14 protein-coding genes and 1 pseudogene are annotated in these 15,643 nt (G+C 71.9%); 3 read left to right on the forward strand and 12 right to left on the reverse strand.

Features of this window, described 5'->3' with window-relative positions; translation table 11 throughout:
• Positions 1-8: 8 nt before the first annotated feature.
• Positions 9-1,004: an NAD-dependent epimerase/dehydratase family protein gene (locus tag OG370_RS17355; protein ID WP_328465250.1), complete on the reverse strand. Its 996-nt coding sequence runs from the start codon at positions 1,002-1,004 to the stop codon at positions 9-11.
• A gap of 202 nt (positions 1,005-1,206) precedes the next feature.
• Between OG370_RS17355 and OG370_RS17360 the strand changes: the two genes are divergently transcribed.
• The 3 genes from OG370_RS17360 to OG370_RS17370 are packed head-to-tail and all read left to right on the forward strand — an operon-like array spanning position 1,207 to position 4,730.
• Positions 1,207-2,790, forward strand: a complete 1,584-nt coding sequence (locus tag OG370_RS17360; RefSeq protein ID WP_328465252.1) for an Eco57I restriction-modification methylase domain-containing protein — start codon at positions 1,207-1,209, stop codon at positions 2,788-2,790.
• A 56-nt stretch (positions 2,791-2,846) separates the two neighbouring features.
• Entirely contained in the window at positions 2,847-3,557 is a 711-nt protein-coding gene (locus tag OG370_RS17365; protein WP_328465254.1) for a PaeR7I family type II restriction endonuclease, read from the forward strand.
• 30 nt (positions 3,558-3,587) lie between these two features.
• Positions 3,588-4,730, forward strand: coding sequence for an NADH-quinone oxidoreductase subunit D (locus OG370_RS17370; RefSeq protein WP_328465256.1), 1,143 nt, complete (start codon positions 3,588-3,590; stop codon positions 4,728-4,730).
• 59 nt (positions 4,731-4,789) lie between these two features.
• Here OG370_RS17370 and OG370_RS17375 read toward each other — a convergent pair whose 3' ends face one another.
• From OG370_RS17375 to ftsH, 11 genes and pseudogenes are all read right to left on the reverse strand, one after another.
• On the reverse strand, positions 4,790-5,797 hold the full coding sequence (locus OG370_RS17375) for a hypothetical protein (protein WP_328465258.1): 1,008 nt from the start codon (positions 5,795-5,797) through the stop codon (positions 4,790-4,792).
• A 183-nt stretch (positions 5,798-5,980) separates the two neighbouring features.
• Positions 5,981-6,454 carry a rhodanese-like domain-containing protein gene (locus OG370_RS17380; RefSeq protein WP_328465260.1) on the reverse strand — a complete coding sequence of 158 codons (474 nt, stop codon included), beginning with the start codon at positions 6,452-6,454 and terminating at the stop codon, positions 5,981-5,983.
• Positions 6,455-6,459: 5 nt separating this feature from the next.
• Positions 6,460-7,071 (reverse strand): cysteine dioxygenase, encoded by a 612-nt coding sequence (locus OG370_RS17385; RefSeq protein ID WP_328465262.1) that lies wholly within the window; start codon positions 7,069-7,071, stop codon positions 6,460-6,462.
• Positions 7,072-7,428: 357 nt separating this feature from the next.
• Positions 7,429-7,923 carry a DUF3180 domain-containing protein gene (locus tag OG370_RS17390; RefSeq protein WP_328465264.1) on the reverse strand — a complete coding sequence of 165 codons (495 nt, stop codon included), beginning with the start codon at positions 7,921-7,923 and terminating at the stop codon, positions 7,429-7,431.
• Positions 7,924-8,018: 95 nt separating this feature from the next.
• Positions 8,019-8,657 carry a 2-amino-4-hydroxy-6-hydroxymethyldihydropteridine diphosphokinase gene (folK, locus tag OG370_RS17395; protein WP_328465266.1) on the reverse strand — a complete coding sequence of 213 codons (639 nt, stop codon included), beginning with the start codon at positions 8,655-8,657 and terminating at the stop codon, positions 8,019-8,021.
• A complete protein-coding gene (gene folB, locus OG370_RS17400) occupies positions 8,654-9,013 on the reverse strand; it encodes a dihydroneopterin aldolase (RefSeq protein ID WP_328465268.1) in 360 nt (119 codons plus the stop codon). Before folB ends, folK begins: the two co-directional genes overlap by 4 nt.
• Before the next feature lie 272 nt (positions 9,014-9,285).
• A pseudogene (locus OG370_RS17405) lies at positions 9,286-9,747 on the reverse strand (nuclear transport factor 2 family protein); the annotation flags it as partial.
• Entirely contained in the window at positions 9,744-10,643 is a 900-nt protein-coding gene (gene folP, locus OG370_RS17410) for a dihydropteroate synthase (protein WP_328465270.1), read from the reverse strand. The gene folP and the pseudogene OG370_RS17405, both read right to left, overlap by 4 nt.
• Positions 10,644-10,704: 61 nt before the next feature.
• Positions 10,705-12,525, reverse strand: a complete 1,821-nt coding sequence (locus OG370_RS17415) for a phosphatidylglycerol lysyltransferase domain-containing protein (RefSeq protein ID WP_328465272.1) — start codon at positions 12,523-12,525, stop codon at positions 10,705-10,707.
• Positions 12,526-12,770: 245 nt separating this feature from the next.
• The gene (gene folE, locus OG370_RS17420) at positions 12,771-13,379 is read right to left on the reverse strand and encodes a GTP cyclohydrolase I FolE (RefSeq protein WP_328465274.1); all 609 of its coding nucleotides are present in this window, start codon (positions 13,377-13,379) and stop codon (positions 12,771-12,773) included.
• Positions 13,380-13,579: 200 nt separating this feature from the next.
• Entirely contained in the window at positions 13,580-15,625 is a 2,046-nt protein-coding gene (gene ftsH, locus OG370_RS17425) for an ATP-dependent zinc metalloprotease FtsH (RefSeq protein WP_328465276.1), read from the reverse strand.
• Positions 15,626-15,643 lie beyond the last annotated feature (18 nt).

The raw sequence follows: 15,643 nt of genomic DNA on the forward strand, positions 1-15,643 counted from the left end.
GCCGGACGTCAGCCGGCGAGTTCGCCGAGCCCGTCGAGCCCGTCGAGCACCCCGCGCTCCACCTCCGGGTCGAGTCCCACCGGCTCGCGGTCCGGCCGCTGGGGCGCCACCCCGCCGATGCCCTCCAGCCAGCGCCAGGTGTCCGCGACGGTCTCCCCGACCGGACGGCACCGCAGGCCCGCGCCCAGCGCCTTCCGCACGTCGCCGCGGTGCAGCGTGTCGTGCAGCTCGCCCGGCGGCAGCCACACCGGCAGGTCCGTCCACGGCTCGATCCCGGCCGCCTCGACCACTTCCGGCGCCACCCAGCGCAGCGCCGCGTCCGAGCCGGTCACCCGCACGCACGTCTCCAGCAGCTCGCCCATTGTGGTGTGCCCGGGCGGGCTGACCAGGTTGTACGGGCCGCCGAGGCCTGCGGCCAGCGCGTCGAGCGTCCAGCCGGCCAGGTCCCGTACGTCGATGTACTGCAGGGCCGACTCCCGCGGCCCGGGCGCCAGTACCTCACCGCCGCGGGCGATCCGCCGCAGCCACCACGGCAGCCGCCCGATGTTCTCGTACGGCCCCAGGATCAGCCCGGCCCGCACCAGCAGCGCCGCGTCGCCGTACGCCTCCTGCGCCGCCATCTCGCCGGCCCGCTTCACGTCGGCGTAGTCGTCGCCCTTGCCGTCGACCAGCGCGCCGTCCTCGTCCAGGCCCGCGCCCGCCGGATACGCGTACACCGACCGGCTCGACACGTATCCGTACCGGCCGACCCGCCCGCCCAGCACCCGGACCGCGTCCCGCACCGCAGCCGGGTCCCCCGACCACGTGTCCACCACCGCGTCCCACTCCCCCGCGGCCAGTTCCCCCAACTCCCCCTTCGCCCGGTCCCCGCGCAGGCCCCGCACTCCCCGCGGCACCTCCCGGTTTCCCCGGTTGAACACCGTCACCCCCCACCCGCGCTCCACCGCGTCCTCGACCACGGCCCGCCCGACGAACTCCGTCCCACCCAGCACAAGTAGTTCCATCCCCCCACCCTCCCTCCACCCCGGTCCCCGTCCCAGCGAATCCGCCGACGGCGAATCCGCCCACGGCGTAGCCGGTCGCTCTTGCTTCGACGGTATGTCGGCATCAGCGCCTAGGCTTCGCCACATGCGTTCTACGGTCTCCGTGGCTCCCCCGCCCGCAAACCCGCTGCCCAGCCTCGGTGCCGTGTTCACCCGCCGCTGGGTGGTCGACCTGGTCCTCGACCTGTGCGGGTACGAAGCAGAGCACGACCTGACACGGCTGCGGGCGGTGGAGCCTGCCGTGGGTTCCGGCGCCTTCCTCGAAGTCATGGTCGAGCGGCTCGTGCGATCCCGCCGGAAACACGCTCCCGATCTGCCGTGGCAGGACCTCCGAGACAGCCTGCGTGGATGGGACGTACAGCGAAAGCACGTACTCCGCTGCCGGGCGAAGGCGGTTGAGGTCCTCACCGCGGCGGGATGCCCCGAGCAGACCGCCCGGGAACTTGCGGAGGCATGGCTGCGAGTCGGGGACTTCCTGCTCATCGACCACCGCGAACGAGCCGCGGACCTCGTGATCGGGAATCCGCCGTACATCCGGATCGAGGACATCGAAGCCGACCTGCTCGCCGCCTACCGCAAGGCGTGTCCGACGATGGGCGGGCGGGCCGACATCTATGTCGGCTTCTTCGAGCGCGGCCTCGACCTCCTTGCGCCCGGCGGCCGACTCGGCTTCATCTGCGCGGACCGCTGGATGCGCAACCAGTACGGCAAGCGGCTGCGTGAGAAGGTCGTCTCCGGTGGATACGCGATGGAGACCTCGCTGATCATGCATGACGCCCCCGCTTTCGTCGACGAGGTCAGTGCCTATCCGGCAATCACCGTGCTGAGACGGGACACCCAAGGGCCGGCAGTCCTGGGTGACGCCACCCGTTCCTTCGAGGCGGCCGACGCCGACGGGTTTCGGGATTGGGCCCGCGGTTCCCGCATGTCCTTCCGCAGCCCGGGCGTCACGGCCAACCGCATCCCGACCTGGCACGGTACGAGCGAGTCCTGGCCCGACGGCTCCCCCGCCGTGCTCGCCTGGCTGGAACGCCTGGCGGCCGAGTGCCCGCCACTGCAGGACGAGCGGACCGGCACGCGCATCAGCATCGGTGTGGCCACAGGCGCGGACGCCGTATACGTCACTCGTGACGCGCAGGCCGCCGAGGCGGAGCGGATGCTCCCGCTGTCCATGGCCACCGACACCAAGTCCGGTTCATTCGTGTGGAGCGGCCACTACCTGGTCAACCCGTGGGATGAACACGGCCTCGTCGACCTGGACCGATGGCCGCGCATGGCCGAGTACTTCGGACACCATTCGGCCGCGCTGCGGGGCCGTTCCATCGCGCGCCGCAGCGGGGGGACCTGGTTCCGCACCATCGACCGGGTCTCCATGGAACTGCTGACCAGATCGACGCTGCTGCTCCAGGACATGAAAGCGCATATCCACCCCGTACTGGCTCCGGCGGGTTTCTACCCGCATCACAATCTCTACTACCTCGTATCCGACGCGTGGGACATGGAGGCACTGGGCGGGCTGCTGCTCAGCGAGGCGGTGGAGAAGCAGGTGTCGGCCTACTGCGTAAAAATGCGCGGCAACACCATGCGGTTCCAGGCCCAGTACCTACGGCGGGTCCGTGTGCCCGAGCTGGCCGGCATTCCGGGGCCAGTGCTGAACGAGCTCAAAGCGGCGTTCCGAGCACGCGATCGCGCACGTGCCACGACCGCGGCGCTACGCGCCTACGGACTTGACTCGTTGCCCGACTGACCGACCCGCGCAACAACAGAACCAGAAGAGGAGTGGGAATGATCCGAGGCGCGAGGATGCGTGTCGATCTCGCACTGCGCGGGTGGATAGACACCCGGATCGAACAGGCGCTGCGCTCGAACAGCACCGGCAACGCCCAGGACGGCAACCGGCCCGCGGTGACGGGTGGAAAGCACCTGAACGCGATCGATCGCCTCGTCCAGGACGAGTTGGCGGCGACCGGGGCCCGGGGACTCGAGCTCCGGGTCGCGCGGAGCGCGGTCCTGCCCGGCTACTACCGCCCGACCAAGGCATGGGACCTTCTCGTACTCCAGCACGGCGAGCCGGTCCTCGCGGTCGAGTACAAGTCGATGAGCGGAAGCGAGGGCAAGAACCTCAACAACCGTGCGGACGAGGTGTTCGGTGTGGCCGAGGACGTCCGGCAGGCCGAGATTCACGGACTGCTGCCGCGGACCATGCGCCGCGCCTACGTGTTCGTCATGGCGATGACGCCCGCCAGTACGAAGCCCGTCACCGTGCCGCAGGTCGCGGCGGGCCGGAGCGACCCGGCGTTCGAGGGGGCCGGCTACCTCGAACGGTCGGCGCTCATGTGCGAACGGATGCTGGAGACCGGCCTCTACCACTTCGCTTGGGCCGTCGGGGTCCGGGAACGCCCCTTCGAGTGGGTCGAGCCCCGTCCCTCGGTGACGTGGGACAGGTTCGCGCACGGCCTGCACGACATGTTCGAGGACGGCGAGGTGAGGCCGCTTCCGAAGCACGCCGTCTGACACCGTCGGGCGGCCTGAGAGGATGGGGGCATGACGGAGACGACGGTCGGGGTCGGTGGGGCGGCCGAGAGCACGGACATGGTGCTGAACATCGGGCCTCAGCATCCCTCGACGCATGGGGTGCTGCGGTTGCGGCTCGTGTTGGACGGGGAGCGGATCAGGACCGCGGAGCCGATCGTCGGGTACATGCACCGCGGCGCGGAGAAGCTCTTCGAGGCGCGGGACTACCGGCAGATCATCATGCTGGCGAACCGGCACGACTGGCTGTCGGCGTTCTCCAACGAGCTGGGCGTGGTGCTCGCGGTCGAGCGGATGCTCGGCATGGAGGTGCCCGAGCGCGCGGTGTGGCTCCGGACGCTGCTGGCCGAGCTGAACCGGGTGCTGAACCACCTGATGTTCCTCGGGTCGTATCCGCTGGAGCTGGGCGGGATCACGCCGATCTTCTACGCGTTCACCGAGCGCGAGGAGTTGCAGCATGTGATGGAGGAGGTCTCCGGCGGCCGGATGCACTACATGTTCAACCGGGTCGGCGGCCTGAAGGAGGACCTGCCGAACGGCTGGACCGGGCGGGCGCGGGCCGCGGTGGCCGGCGTGCGGTCGCGGATGGGCCGCTTCGACGACCTGGTGGTCGGCAACGAGATCTTCCGCGGCCGCACCCGCGGCGTGGGGGTGCTGTCGGCGGCCGACGTGCACGCGTACGGGGTGAGCGGGCCGATCGCCCGCGCCTCCGGCGTCGACTTCGACCTGCGGCGCGACGAACCGTACCTCGGGTACGGGGAGTTGGGCGACGTCCTGAAGGTGGCCACCCGGACCGAGGGCGACTGCCTGGCCCGGTTCGAGGTGCTGCTGGAGCAGACCCACAACGCGCTGGCGCTGGCCGACGCCTGCCTGGACCGGCTCGCCGAACTGCCGCCCGGCCCGGTCAACCAGCGCCTGCCGAAGGTCCTCAAGGCGCCCGAGGGCCACACCTACGCCTGGACCGAGAACCCGCTCGGCCTCAACGGCTACTACCTGGTGTCCAAGGGCGAGAAGACCCCGTACCGGCTGAAGCTGCGCTCGGCGTCGTTCAACAACATCCAGGCGCTGAACGTGCTGCTGCCGGGCACGCTGGTGGCCGACATGGTCGCGATCCTCGGCTCGATGTTCTTCGTCGTCGGCGACATCGACAAGTAGCCCGGTGCCCGGGCGCCGTTGCCGCCGTCCCGGCGGAGGCGGTCAGCGCGCCGCGGCCGTCAACGCGCGGCGCCCCGCAGGTCGCTGACGTCGAGCTGCTCGGTGTCGTCGTGGGCGGTGAGGTCGATCACCTCGGCCGCGGCCGGCTCGTGGTCGGGCGTGGCGGCCGGCGCGGACGCGGTGACGGCCTCGGGCTCGGCCGCTGGCGCGGGGACCGCGGCGGGCGCGGGGATCGCGGCGGGCGCGGCGAGCTGCACCGGGGTGGCCGCGGGAAGCGACTTGTGGGTGCCGAAGAAGTCGAAGCCGCCGACCGCGCGATGGGCCTGGGCGGCGGTGGAGCGGCCCGGCTGGGCGTAGGGCAGGACGGCCGCCGCGGTGGCCGCGGGCACCAGGCGGTGCTCGCGGACCGGGAGCGCCTGCGACCCCGACGCGTGCTTGCCCTGCGGCTCGTCCGCGGCCGCGGCGTCCCGGCGCCGGGCGTCCTCGACGGTGCGCTGCGCCTGCTGGGTGGCGGCGTTGCGCGCGAGGTTGCGCAGCGCGTCCGCGGCCTTGAGGTAGGCGGCGGGGCCGACCGCGGCCACCCCGGTGCCCAGCGCGATCCGGGGCGCCGTGGCGCCCTCCCGCTGGAGCCGGCGCCGCGCCTCCAGGGCCCGGGCCCGCTCGCTCTCCGCGGTGGCGTAGCGCCGCAGCAGATCGGCGTGCTCCGAGCGCAGCCGCGCCAGCTCCGACCGCTTGCCGCGCAGCTTCTTCTCCAGCCGGCCGCGGATCTCCCTGGACTCCTCCAGGTCGGTCTCCAGCTCGGCCACCCGCTCGTCGGTCTTCCACTCGTCGCGCGTCCGCAGCGCGGTCAGCTCCGCGACCTCGCGCCCGGCCGAACGGTCCCAGGTCCGCGCGAGCAGCGCCCCGGCCACCGCGACGAGCGCGATCGCCACCGCGAGCACCCGCAGCAGCTCCGTATCACCGGCGAAGACCGATATGACGGCCAGTACGGCCGCGGTGCCTGCGACGGTCAGCGGCGGCATCATCCGGTGCAGCGGCTGGGAATGGCGGTGACGTCCACGGGGCATGGCCAGAAATTTAGCGTGCGCAAGGCTTCCGTGGGGGCCCGGGGCCCTAATTTTCGGGGGGTTTGGCCGTACCGTTGCGCATGTTCGTCACCCACTGCGCATGACCGGACGCGGCACGTGCGCACGGACATATTGGATCTTGGTCACCCGGGGCCCCACGCGTCAGGACCGCCGGTCGGGCGGTCACCGCACGGGGTGCGCGCCCGGCCCGATCGGCGGGTGCGGAACGGTCGGACGGCCGTCGGGCGGGGTGACCGGCAGGCCCGCCGCGCGCCACGCCTGGAAGCCGCCGACGAGGTCGGTCGCGCGGTGCAGGCCGAGGTCGTGCAGGGAGGCGGCCGCCAGCGACGAGGCGTAACCCTCGTTGCAGAACACGATGACGGGCAGGTCGTGGCCGGTGGCGTGCGGGAGGCGGTGCGAGCCCTCCGGGTCGAGCCGCCACTCCAGTTCGTTGCGCTCCACGATGACCGCGCCGGGCACGGTGCCGTCGCGGTCGCGCAGCGCGCCGTAGCGGATGTCCACCAGCAGCGCGCCGCCGTCGCGGGCGGCCGCGGCGGCCTCGGCCGGGGAGAGCCGGGCCAACCGGGTGCGTACGGCGGCCAGATGGTCCGCTATCGACCGGGATGTCCCGGAAGGACCGCCCTGTGTGCCGGTCATCCGCGTCACCACTCCTCGGGGCGCTCGACGAACTCCAGCCGCAGCGTGCTGTCCTTGCGGCTGTAGCGGCGCATCAGCGGCAGCGGCGGGTAGTACGCGTGCACGGACACCGCGTGGGTGGTCTCGGACACGTTCACCACCTGGTGCACGTGCTCGCGGCCGAACGCGCGGCCCTTGCCCTCGGGCAGGACGCGGCGCCGGTCCACGCCGTCGGCGAGTTCCAGCGACCGCCAGCCCTCGGTCGGCAGCGGCACCGCCAGCGAGTGCTCGGTCAACTCGCCCGCGGCGGTGACGAAGACGCCGTACGAGCCGCCGTGGTCGTGCCAGCCGGTCTCGGCGCCGGGCGGCCAGCCGATCAGCCACGCCTCGGCCCCGCCGGGTCCTTCCAGCCGCCGCCAGGTGCGGCCTTCGGCGTCCAGCGGGAGTTCGGACACGACGGCGGCGTCGGCGGCGATCGAGCGGGCGAAGTCGAGGAGTTCGGCGGCGGTGGGCGCCGGGGACACGGCCGGCGCGGGGGCCTCAAGTGCCTCGGCGGGAGCCGTCGGAGCGGAAGTCGCCGGAGCGACGGCCGTGGAGCCGGCGGAGGACACGGGAGAGGCAGCGGGAACGGCGGACATGGGTTACCACCCGAAGGGAGGAATGCGCGGACGACGCGCGGGCGAACGGTGGGCCGAGGGCGCGCGTCAGCGCGCGGCCGTACACACGCAGCCCGCGTACCGGAGGAGGTCGAGATGGACCCTCCGGTGCAGATGCAGGCGCGTGCCGTTCACGGAACGGACTGAACCATCTCCGGCCCCGCCGGTCAAGTGCGCAGCTCACAGCGGATCGGCCGCCGCGCCGGCCGATCCTCGCGGCGGCCCGGCGCACGGGGCTCGCCCGCACGGGACCGGCTCACTGGATCAGCCCAGCCGACCCGCGTGCCGAGGAGTCCGCCGCGCCGGGCCCGCCCCGCCGGACCGCCTGACGGGCCCGGCTCAGCGGGAGCGCTGCGCGGGCGTGCCGTGCTGCCGGTCGTCGTCCTCGGGAAGCCTGCAGACGCGTTCCAGGAACAGCGCCGCCGCCACCACCGCGATCCCGGCCAGCACCGCCAGCCCCGCGTAGATGGCCTGCTGCCGCCGGGGGTCCATGTCGAGCTTGTACATCACCAGGAAGATCCCGGTGCCGCCGTACATCCCCACCACGAGGGACGCGACCAGCGCGCTGGCCTGCCCGAAGACGACCGCGCGGGCGGCGGCGAGCGGATCGACGCCCTTCGCGCCGGGCTGCCGCTCACGCTGGGCCCGCAGCCGGGACCTTATCGACAGCGCGGTGGCGAAGAGCGCGGCGGCGATCAGCGCGAGCACGACGGGCGCGGCGAGCGGCACCCCCGGCAGCGTCCCGAAGGTGTCCCACAACTTCGCCGCCGCCCACGACAGCACACCCGCGACCACGAAGATGCCGGCCAGCGTCCTGATCCGCAGGGTCCTCACCGGGTGTCCGCCTCCACGTCTTTCCACACGTTCCGGTACGCGGATACGGGATTCGCGTACGTACTCGCCGAATATGCCGGCGCAGGTCCCAACGATTATTCGGGCAGCCGGAGTTCCACGTCGCCGCGCCGCCGTACGCCGCCGTCGCCGACCGCGGCCAGCAGTTCGGCGACCGGGCCACGGCCGGGCAGCACGGCGGCCGGTTGCACGTCGTGCCACGGCACCAGGACGAAGGCCCGCTCGTGCGCCCGCGGGTGCGGAAGGGTCAGCACCGGGTCGTCGGACACGCAGGCGTCGTACGCCACGATGTCGACGTCGATGGTGCGCGGGCCCCAGTGCTCGGTGCGCACCCGCAGGTACGCCTCCTCGATGGCGTGGGCGCGCTCCAGCAGGGAGGCCGGCGGCAGCGTGGTGCGCACCACCACGACCGCGTTGAAGTACGTCGGCTGGCTGCCCTCGGGGACGCCCCACGGCTCGGTCTCGTACACCGGGGAGACTTCCTTGACCCGCACCCCCGGGGTGTCCTCCAGGGCGTCCACGGCGCCTTGCAGGGTCTCCAGGCGGTTGCCCAGGTTTCCGCCCAGCGCGATCACCGCGGTGCGCGGGTTCTGCAGGGTGCTGTCGGCGGCGTCGACCCGGGCGGTCACCTCGGCCGGCACGGGCTGCACGGTCGGATCGGCCACCCCGTACTCAGGAGCGTGTCCGGTGCTGTAGTCGGGATTCTCCGCACTCACGGGCGCCTCCGGGTGATCGTCACGGTCACGTCGTCGAACGGCACGGTGATCGGCGCGTCCGGCTTGTGCACGGTCACCTCCACCTCCTCCACCTGAGCGTGCCCCAGGCACGTGTCGGCAATGCGCTGGGCGAGGGTTTCGATGAGGTTGACCGGCTCGCCGGAGACGACGGCCGCGACCTGTTCGGCCAGCACACCGTAGTGCACGGTACGCGTCAGGTCGTCACCGGCCGCCGCCGCGGACGTGTCCAGGCCGAGCGCGAGATCGACCACGAAGGTCTGGCCGTCCGCCCGTTCGTGGTCGAACACGCCGTGGTTGCCGCGGATGCTCAGCCCGCGCAGTGTGACCCGGTCCACGCTGCTCACTCCTCCGTACCGTCGCCGGCGCCGCGCCGGCCGCGGCCGTCGTCGCCGTCGTCGCCGTCGTCCTTGCCGTCGCCGCCGTCATCGGCCTCGGTGGTGCCGTCGCCGGCCTCTTCGTCGTGCCCGTCGGTGTCGCCACCGTCGCCGTCGCCGTTGTCGCCGCCGCCGTTGTCGTTGTCGCCGCCGTCCAGGTCCTCGGCGTCGGCCTTCGCGGCCTCCAGGACCTCGCCGAGCACGTCCTCTATGGCGGCGTCGACGTCGTCGGCCGCGATGTCGTCGTCCTCGTCGTCGTCATCCTCCTCCGCGAGCACCGGGGAGCCGTGGTGCGCCCACAGCCGCCAGCCCTCGGAGGTGCGCCGGAAGATGTTCGTGGCGACCACCAGGCCGCCGACCAGGGCGCCCGCGGAGCCGTCCTCCTCGGCGGGGCCGCCGGTGAGGATGTTCTCGGTGCAGGTCACCAGCGCGGCGTCGCCGTCGACCGCGACCTCCACGTCGGTGAGGAAGAACTGGATGTACTCCGTGTTCGCCATGATCAGCGCGTACGAGCGCATCACCTCGCGCCGCCCGCGCAGCACCGGCCAGCCGGGGTGCACCGTCGAGACGGACTCGGCGAGCGGGCCGGTCAGCACGGCCGCCTCCAGCTCGTCGAGGTTGGAGTGCTCGATCGCGTCGTAGAACGCCTGGTTGGCCCGCTCGACCGCGCGCGACTCCGCGGTACGCCCCGTCACGCCTGTCCCTCGGGGGTCTCGGCGACCGCGCCGGAGCCGGCGGCCTCGATGGCGCGGGCCACCCGTACCGCGTCGGCGCTCGCCCGCACCTCGTGCACCCGCACCGCCCACGCGCCCTCGCGCGCGGCGATCGCGGTCACCGCGGCGGTCGCCGCGTCCCGTTCCCTGGCCGGCGGCGGCGCGGCCTGCGCGGTCCCGGCCAGCACCCGGCCGAGGAACCGCTTGCGGGAGGCGGCGACCAGCAGCGGGCGGCCCAGCGCGGCCAGTTCGGGCAGGTGCGCGAGCAGCGTCAGGTCGTGCTCGGCGGTCTTCGCGAAGCCCAGGCCCGGGTCGACCACGATCCGTTCGGGCGCGATGCCGCCCTCCAGCGCCCGGGTCAGCCCGGTCCGCAGTTCGGCGAGCACCTCACCGAGCACGTCGCCGTAGACCGCGCGGTTGTTCATGTCGATGCTGCGGCCGCGCCAGTGCATCACCACGAACGGCACCGCGGCCGACGCGACCACCGGGACCATCGCCGGGTCGGCCAGGCCGCCGCTGACGTCGTTGACCAACCGGGCGCCGGCCGCGACCGCCTGCTCGGCGACGGACGCGCGCATCGTGTCCACGCTCACCAGCACCCCGGAGGCCGCCAGCTCGCGCACCACCGGGATCACCCGGCGCAGCTCCTCCGCTTCGTCCACCCTCGCCGCTCCGGGCCGGGTGGACTCCCCACCCACGTCGACCAGGTCAGCGCCCTGCGCGACCAGGTCCAGGCCGTGCTTCACCGCCAGTTCCGGATCGAACCACTGCCCGCCGTCGGAGAACGAGTCGGGCGTGACGTTCACCACACCCATGACGGCGCAGCGATCCCACCGCGGCAGTCCGACCGGTCCGCTCCGCGCCTGTGACGTACTCATGCGCCCAGCGTACGGGTCTGTCCCTACGCCGCCGACTCGCCTCCGGGCGCCGGGCCGGGCGCTACGCCACGAACTTCCGCTCGGGGGCGTCCTCCAGGGAGGCGTAGCCGGGCTTGTGGCGGTGGGCGGGGCGGGCGGCGCGGCCGGGCAGGAAGCGCTGGAGGGCGTCGGGCAGCGGCAGCGACAGGGTGACGAAGCCCTCGGCCTGCATGATGGCGAAGCCGATCCGGGGCAGGTCGCGCGAGTTGGGGAAGACCAGGAACCGCGGCACCCACTGGGGCTGGAACTTGGCGTTGAACTTGTACAGCGACTCGATCTGGAACCAGCGGGACAGGAACACCAGCAGCCCGCGCCATCCGCGCAGCACCGGCCCGGCGCCGATCCGCTCACCGCGGGCCAGTGCCGAGCGGAACATCGCGAAGTTCAGCGAGACGTGTTTCACGCCCAGCTCGGGCGCCTTCTGCAGGGCGGCCACGATGAGGAGTTCGTTGAGCCCGGGGTCGGCGGCGCGGTCGCGCCGCATCAGCTCCAGGGACATGCCGTCCGTCCCCCAGGGCACGAAGTGCAGGACGGCCCGCAGGTCGCCGAGTTCGGGGTGCGCGGCGTCCGGCTCGCACTCCTTGTGGGCGGTGACGACCACGCAGTCCCCGTCGGTCTCCTCGCCGAACCGGCCGAGCGCCATGGAGAAGCCCCGCTCGGTGTCGGTGCCGCGCCAGGCGTCCGCGGCGAGCCGCACCCGCTGCTTCTCCTCCTCGGTCAGCTCGTGCACCCGCCGCACCCGGCAGACGTATCCGCACCGCTCGATCCGCTTGACCATCTGCCGTACGTTCCGCATCGCCCGCCCGGCCAGCGTGAAGTCCACGACGTCCACGATCGCCTCGTCGCCGAGTTCCAGGGCGTCCAGGCCGGTCTCCCGGGTCCACACCTCGCCGCCGGTCTCGCTGCACCCGACGACGGCGGGCAGCCAGGCGTGCGCGCGGGCCAGGTCCATGTAGGCCTCGATGGCGCCGGGCCACGCCTCCACGTCACCGATCGGGTCGCCGCTGGCCAGCGCCACTCCGGAGACCACCCGGTAGCAGATCGCGGCCTTGCCGCTGGGCGAGAAGACCACGGACTTGTCGCGGCGCAGCGCGAAGTGGCCGAGGGAGTCGCGGGCGCCGTGCCGGGCGAGCAGAATCCGCAGCCGCTGCTCGTCGTCCTCGCTCAGCTCGGCGACCGGGCGGGCCGGCCGCAGCACCAGGTAGGCGGTGGAGCAGGCGATGAGCAGGCCGAGGCCGCCCAGCGAGTAGCCGACCACGTCGCCGACCCGGTCGCTGGTGTAGTGCACCGGGCCGGAGAAGCCGAAGAGCCCGTAGAGCACGTGCAGGCAGCGGTCGGTGATGCCGGGGTTGCCGCGCTCGGAGGCGGGGTGGGCGCTGGTGATGACCAGGCCGAGGCAGAACGCCAGCGTGCTGAGGCCGACCAGGTTCACCACCGCCCGCCAGCGGGTGCGCGGGTCGGAGAGCGCGGTGAACTCGCCGCGGTACTTGATCAGCAGGGTGAGCAGGCCCAGCGAGACCACGGCGCCGAAGATCGAGTGCCGGTAGACGATCTGGGTGGCGGCGCCGAGCGGCAGCAGCAGCACCGCCGCCCACCAGGCGCGCTGCTTGCCCCGCTTCAGGCCGTGCGCCAGCATCAGCAGCAGGATGCCGGTGACCACCGCCGTCGCCGCCGCGAGCGAGCTGACGGTGCCCGGGAAGACCGCGGCCAGCTCGTGCATCCGCCGGTTGCGGAAGGCGGGGAACACCGCGGAGACCACGTCGAGCAGGCCGATCACGGCCGCCGCCGTACCGAAGATCTTCGGAACGGACGAGGCGTGCGGCATCAGGCGGTGGTGCGTCATGCGGGCGCGGTCAGCGGACAAGGTGCTCACAGGTTCCGGTATGAGGGACGGTTGCGCCCACTAGGACGGAATCATCCGTCTACGGGTTGCGCGCGAGTCGTGTCAATCCGCGACGATCTCCCGGCCGGGCGCGCTCAACAGCCCGCCGGTACGGCCGAAAACCTTCCCCCCGGGCTGCTTCCGGTTACCCGGGCGGATTCCCCCGGTTGCGCCGGATGCCTGGCTGCCCCCGCTCCCCCGAGCAGCTACCCGCGGCCGATGATCAGGCTCATCGCCTCGGAGCGCGTCGCGGGGTCCCTCAGCTGGCCGCGCACCGCCGACGTGATGGTCTTCGCCCCGGGCTTGCGCACCCCCCGCATCGTCATGCACATGTGCTCGCACTCGATGACCACGATCACCCCGCGCGGTTCCAGTATCCGCATCATCGCGTCGGCGACCTGCGTGGTCAGCCGCTCCTGCACCTGCGGGCGCCGCGCGTACACGTCCACCAGCCGCGCCAGCTTCGACAGCCCGGTGATCTTCCCGCTGCTCGCCGGGATGTACCCGATGTGGGCGACGCCGACGAAGGGCACCAGGTGGTGCTCGCAGGAGGACATCACCTCGATGTCCTTGACCAGCACCATCTCGTCGTGACCGAGGTCGAAGGTGGTGGTCAGTACGTCCTCGGGCTGCTGCCACAGCCCGGCGAATATCTCCCGGTAGGCGCGGGCCACCCGGCTCGGGGTCTCGCGCAGGCCCTCCCGGTCGGGGTCCTCGCCCACCGCGTAGAGCAGCTCACGGATCGCGGCCTCGGCCCGCTTCTCGTCGAACTCGCCGGGCGCCTGGTCGCCGTCGAGCGTCACGGGGTCGGTCATGGGCCTCGCTCCTCCTGCTGACGCCACCTGGCCGGTGCCGCCTCGCCGGTGCCGCCTTGCTGATGCGTCTTGCTGCTGCCATCGCGGCCGGTAGGGAAACACAGCCGGTCGAAAACACGGCCGCGGCCCCAAGGCTAGAACCCTGGGGCCGCGAATCGCATTCCGGACAGTGCCCGAAACGGGGTGGATCAGTGTGATGTTCAGCTCTCCGGGCGGTCTTCCGGCAGGTCGACCGGCTCGGTGGGCTTGGTGGTGGAGACCGGCGACGGGCCGCTTCCGTTGATCGCCTGGGCGCCGTTGGTCAGTGCCAGCTCCTTCGGGGAGAGCACCGGCGGCCGGGTGGACGGGGTCCGGCGAGCCGAACCGGTCCAGGCCGGGCGCGGCGGACGCTTGACCACCGGGGCGAAGATCTCGGCGATCTCCTCCTTGTTGAGCGTCTCCCGCTCCAGCAGCGCGAGCACGAGGTTGTCGAGGACGTCGCGGTTCTCGACGAGGATCTCCCACGCCTCGTTGTGCGCCGTCTCGATCAGCTTCTTGACCTCCTCGTCGACCAGCCCGGCGACCTCTTCCGAGTAGTCGCGCTGGTGACCCATCTCACGACCGAGGAACGGCTCCGAGTCGCTGGTGCCGAACTTGATCGCGCCGAGCCGCTCGGTCATGCCGTACTGCGTGACCATGGCGCGGGCGGTGGTGGTGGCCTTGTCGATGTCGTCCGAGGCGCCGGTGGTCGGGTCGTGGAAGACCAGTTCCTCCGCCGCCCGGCCGCCCATCATGTAGGCGAGCTGGTCGAGCATCTCGTTGCGCGACGTGGAGTACTTGTCCTCGTCGGGCAGCACCATCGTGTAGCCGAGGGCACGGCCGCGGGACAGGATGGTGATCTTGTGGACCGGGTCGGAGTTCGGTGAGGCCGCCGCGACCAGGGCGTGTCCGCCCTCGTGGTAAGCGGTGGTCTTCTTCTCCTTGTCCGACATGATCCGGGTGCGCTTCTGGGGGCCGGCCACCACACGGTCGATGGCCTCGTCCAGCACGCCGTTGTCGATCACCTTCTTGTCGCTGCGCGCGGTGAGCAGCGCCGCCTCGTTGAGCACGTTGCTCAGGTCGGCACCGGTGAAGCCGGGGGTGCGGCGGGCGACGGCCATGAGGTCGACGTCCGGCGCGATCGGCTTGCCCTTCTGGTGCACGGTGAGGATCTCCAGCCGGCCGTTGAGGTCCGGCGGGTCGACCGCGATCTGCCGGTCGAACCGGCCCGGGCGCAGCAGCGCCGGGTCGAGGATGTCCGGCCGGTTCGTCGCGGCGATGAGGATCACGCCGCCCTTGACGTCGAAGCCGTCCATCTCGACGAGCAGCTGGTTGAGGGTCTGCTCGCGCTCGTCGTGACCGCCGCCGAGGCCCGCACCGCGGTGCCGGCCGACAGCGTCGATCTCGTCGACGAAGACGATCGCCGGGGCGTTCGCCTTGGCCTGCTCGAACAGGTCGCGGACCCGGGAGGCGCCGACGCCGACGAACATCTCGACGAAGTCGGAACCCGAGATCGAGTAGAACGGCACGCCGGCCTCGCCGGCCACGGCTCGCGCCAGCAGCGTCTTACCGGTGCCGGGACGGCCGTAGAGCAGCACGCCCTTGGGGATCTTGGCGCCGACGGCCTGGAACTTCGCCGGCTCCTGCAGGAACTCCTTGATCTCCTGCAGTTCCTCCACCGCCTCGTCGCAGCCCGCGACGTCGGCGAAGGTGGTCTTGGGGGTGTCCTTGGTGATCAGCTTGGCCTTGGACTTCCCGAACTGCATGACGCGCGAACCGCCGCCCTGCATCTGGTTCATCAGGAAGAGGAAGACCACCACGATCAGGACGAAGGGCAGCAGCGACAGCAGGATGCTGACGAACGCGTTCTGCTTGGACGGCGAGACGGTGTAGCCGTCGGGCAGTGCGACGCCCTTGACCTGTCCGTCCTGGATCTTCTGCAGGTTTGCGGCGATCGAGGAGCCCTGGTTGCCGATGTAGCTGGCGCGGACCTTCGAGCTGCCCTTGATCTTGTAGCCGTCCTTGAGCTGGACCTTGATGGAGTTGTCGTCCCCAGTGGTCAGCTGTGCGGAACTGGCGTGGTTGGTGTTGATCGCGTGCAGTACCTGGCCTGTGTCGACTGTCTTGTAGCCGCCGCCGGAGCCGACGACTTCCATCAACACGACCACGGCAAGGACAGCCAGCACGATCCACATGACCGGCCCACGGAAATAGCGCTTCACGTCCATCCATGCGGGGCGTAAACG

The sequence above is a fragment of the Streptomyces sp. NBC_00448 genome (genome assembly GCF_036014115.1).
In the GTDB taxonomy this organism is placed as follows: Bacteria; Actinomycetota; Actinomycetes; order Streptomycetales; family Streptomycetaceae; genus Actinacidiphila.

Coding starts and splice junctions, on each gene's coding strand:
- OG370_RS17355 (WP_328465250.1), bottom strand. CDS start 1,004: ATGGAACTACTTGTGCTGGGTGGGACGGAGTTCGTCGGGCGGGCCGTG.
- OG370_RS17380 (WP_328465260.1), bottom strand. CDS start 6,454: ATGACCGGCACACAGGGCGGTCCTTCCGGGACATCCCGGTCGATAGCG.
- folE (WP_328465274.1), bottom strand. CDS start 13,379: ATGACCGACCCCGTGACGCTCGACGGCGACCAGGCGCCCGGCGAGTTC.
- ftsH (WP_328465276.1), bottom strand. CDS start 15,625: ATGGACGTGAAGCGCTATTTCCGTGGGCCGGTCATGTGGATCGTGCTG.
- OG370_RS17375 (WP_328465258.1), bottom strand. CDS start 5,797: ATGCCCCGTGGACGTCACCGCCATTCCCAGCCGCTGCACCGGATGATG.
- OG370_RS17415 (WP_328465272.1), bottom strand. CDS start 12,525: ATGACGCACCACCGCCTGATGCCGCACGCCTCGTCCGTTCCGAAGATC.
- OG370_RS17370 (WP_328465256.1), top strand. CDS start 3,588: ATGACGGAGACGACGGTCGGGGTCGGTGGGGCGGCCGAGAGCACGGAC.
- OG370_RS17385 (WP_328465262.1), bottom strand. CDS start 7,071: ATGTCCGCCGTTCCCGCTGCCTCTCCCGTGTCCTCCGCCGGCTCCACG.
- folP (WP_328465270.1), bottom strand. CDS start 10,643: ATGAGTACGTCACAGGCGCGGAGCGGACCGGTCGGACTGCCGCGGTGG.
- OG370_RS17365 (WP_328465254.1), top strand. CDS start 2,847: ATGCGTGTCGATCTCGCACTGCGCGGGTGGATAGACACCCGGATCGAA.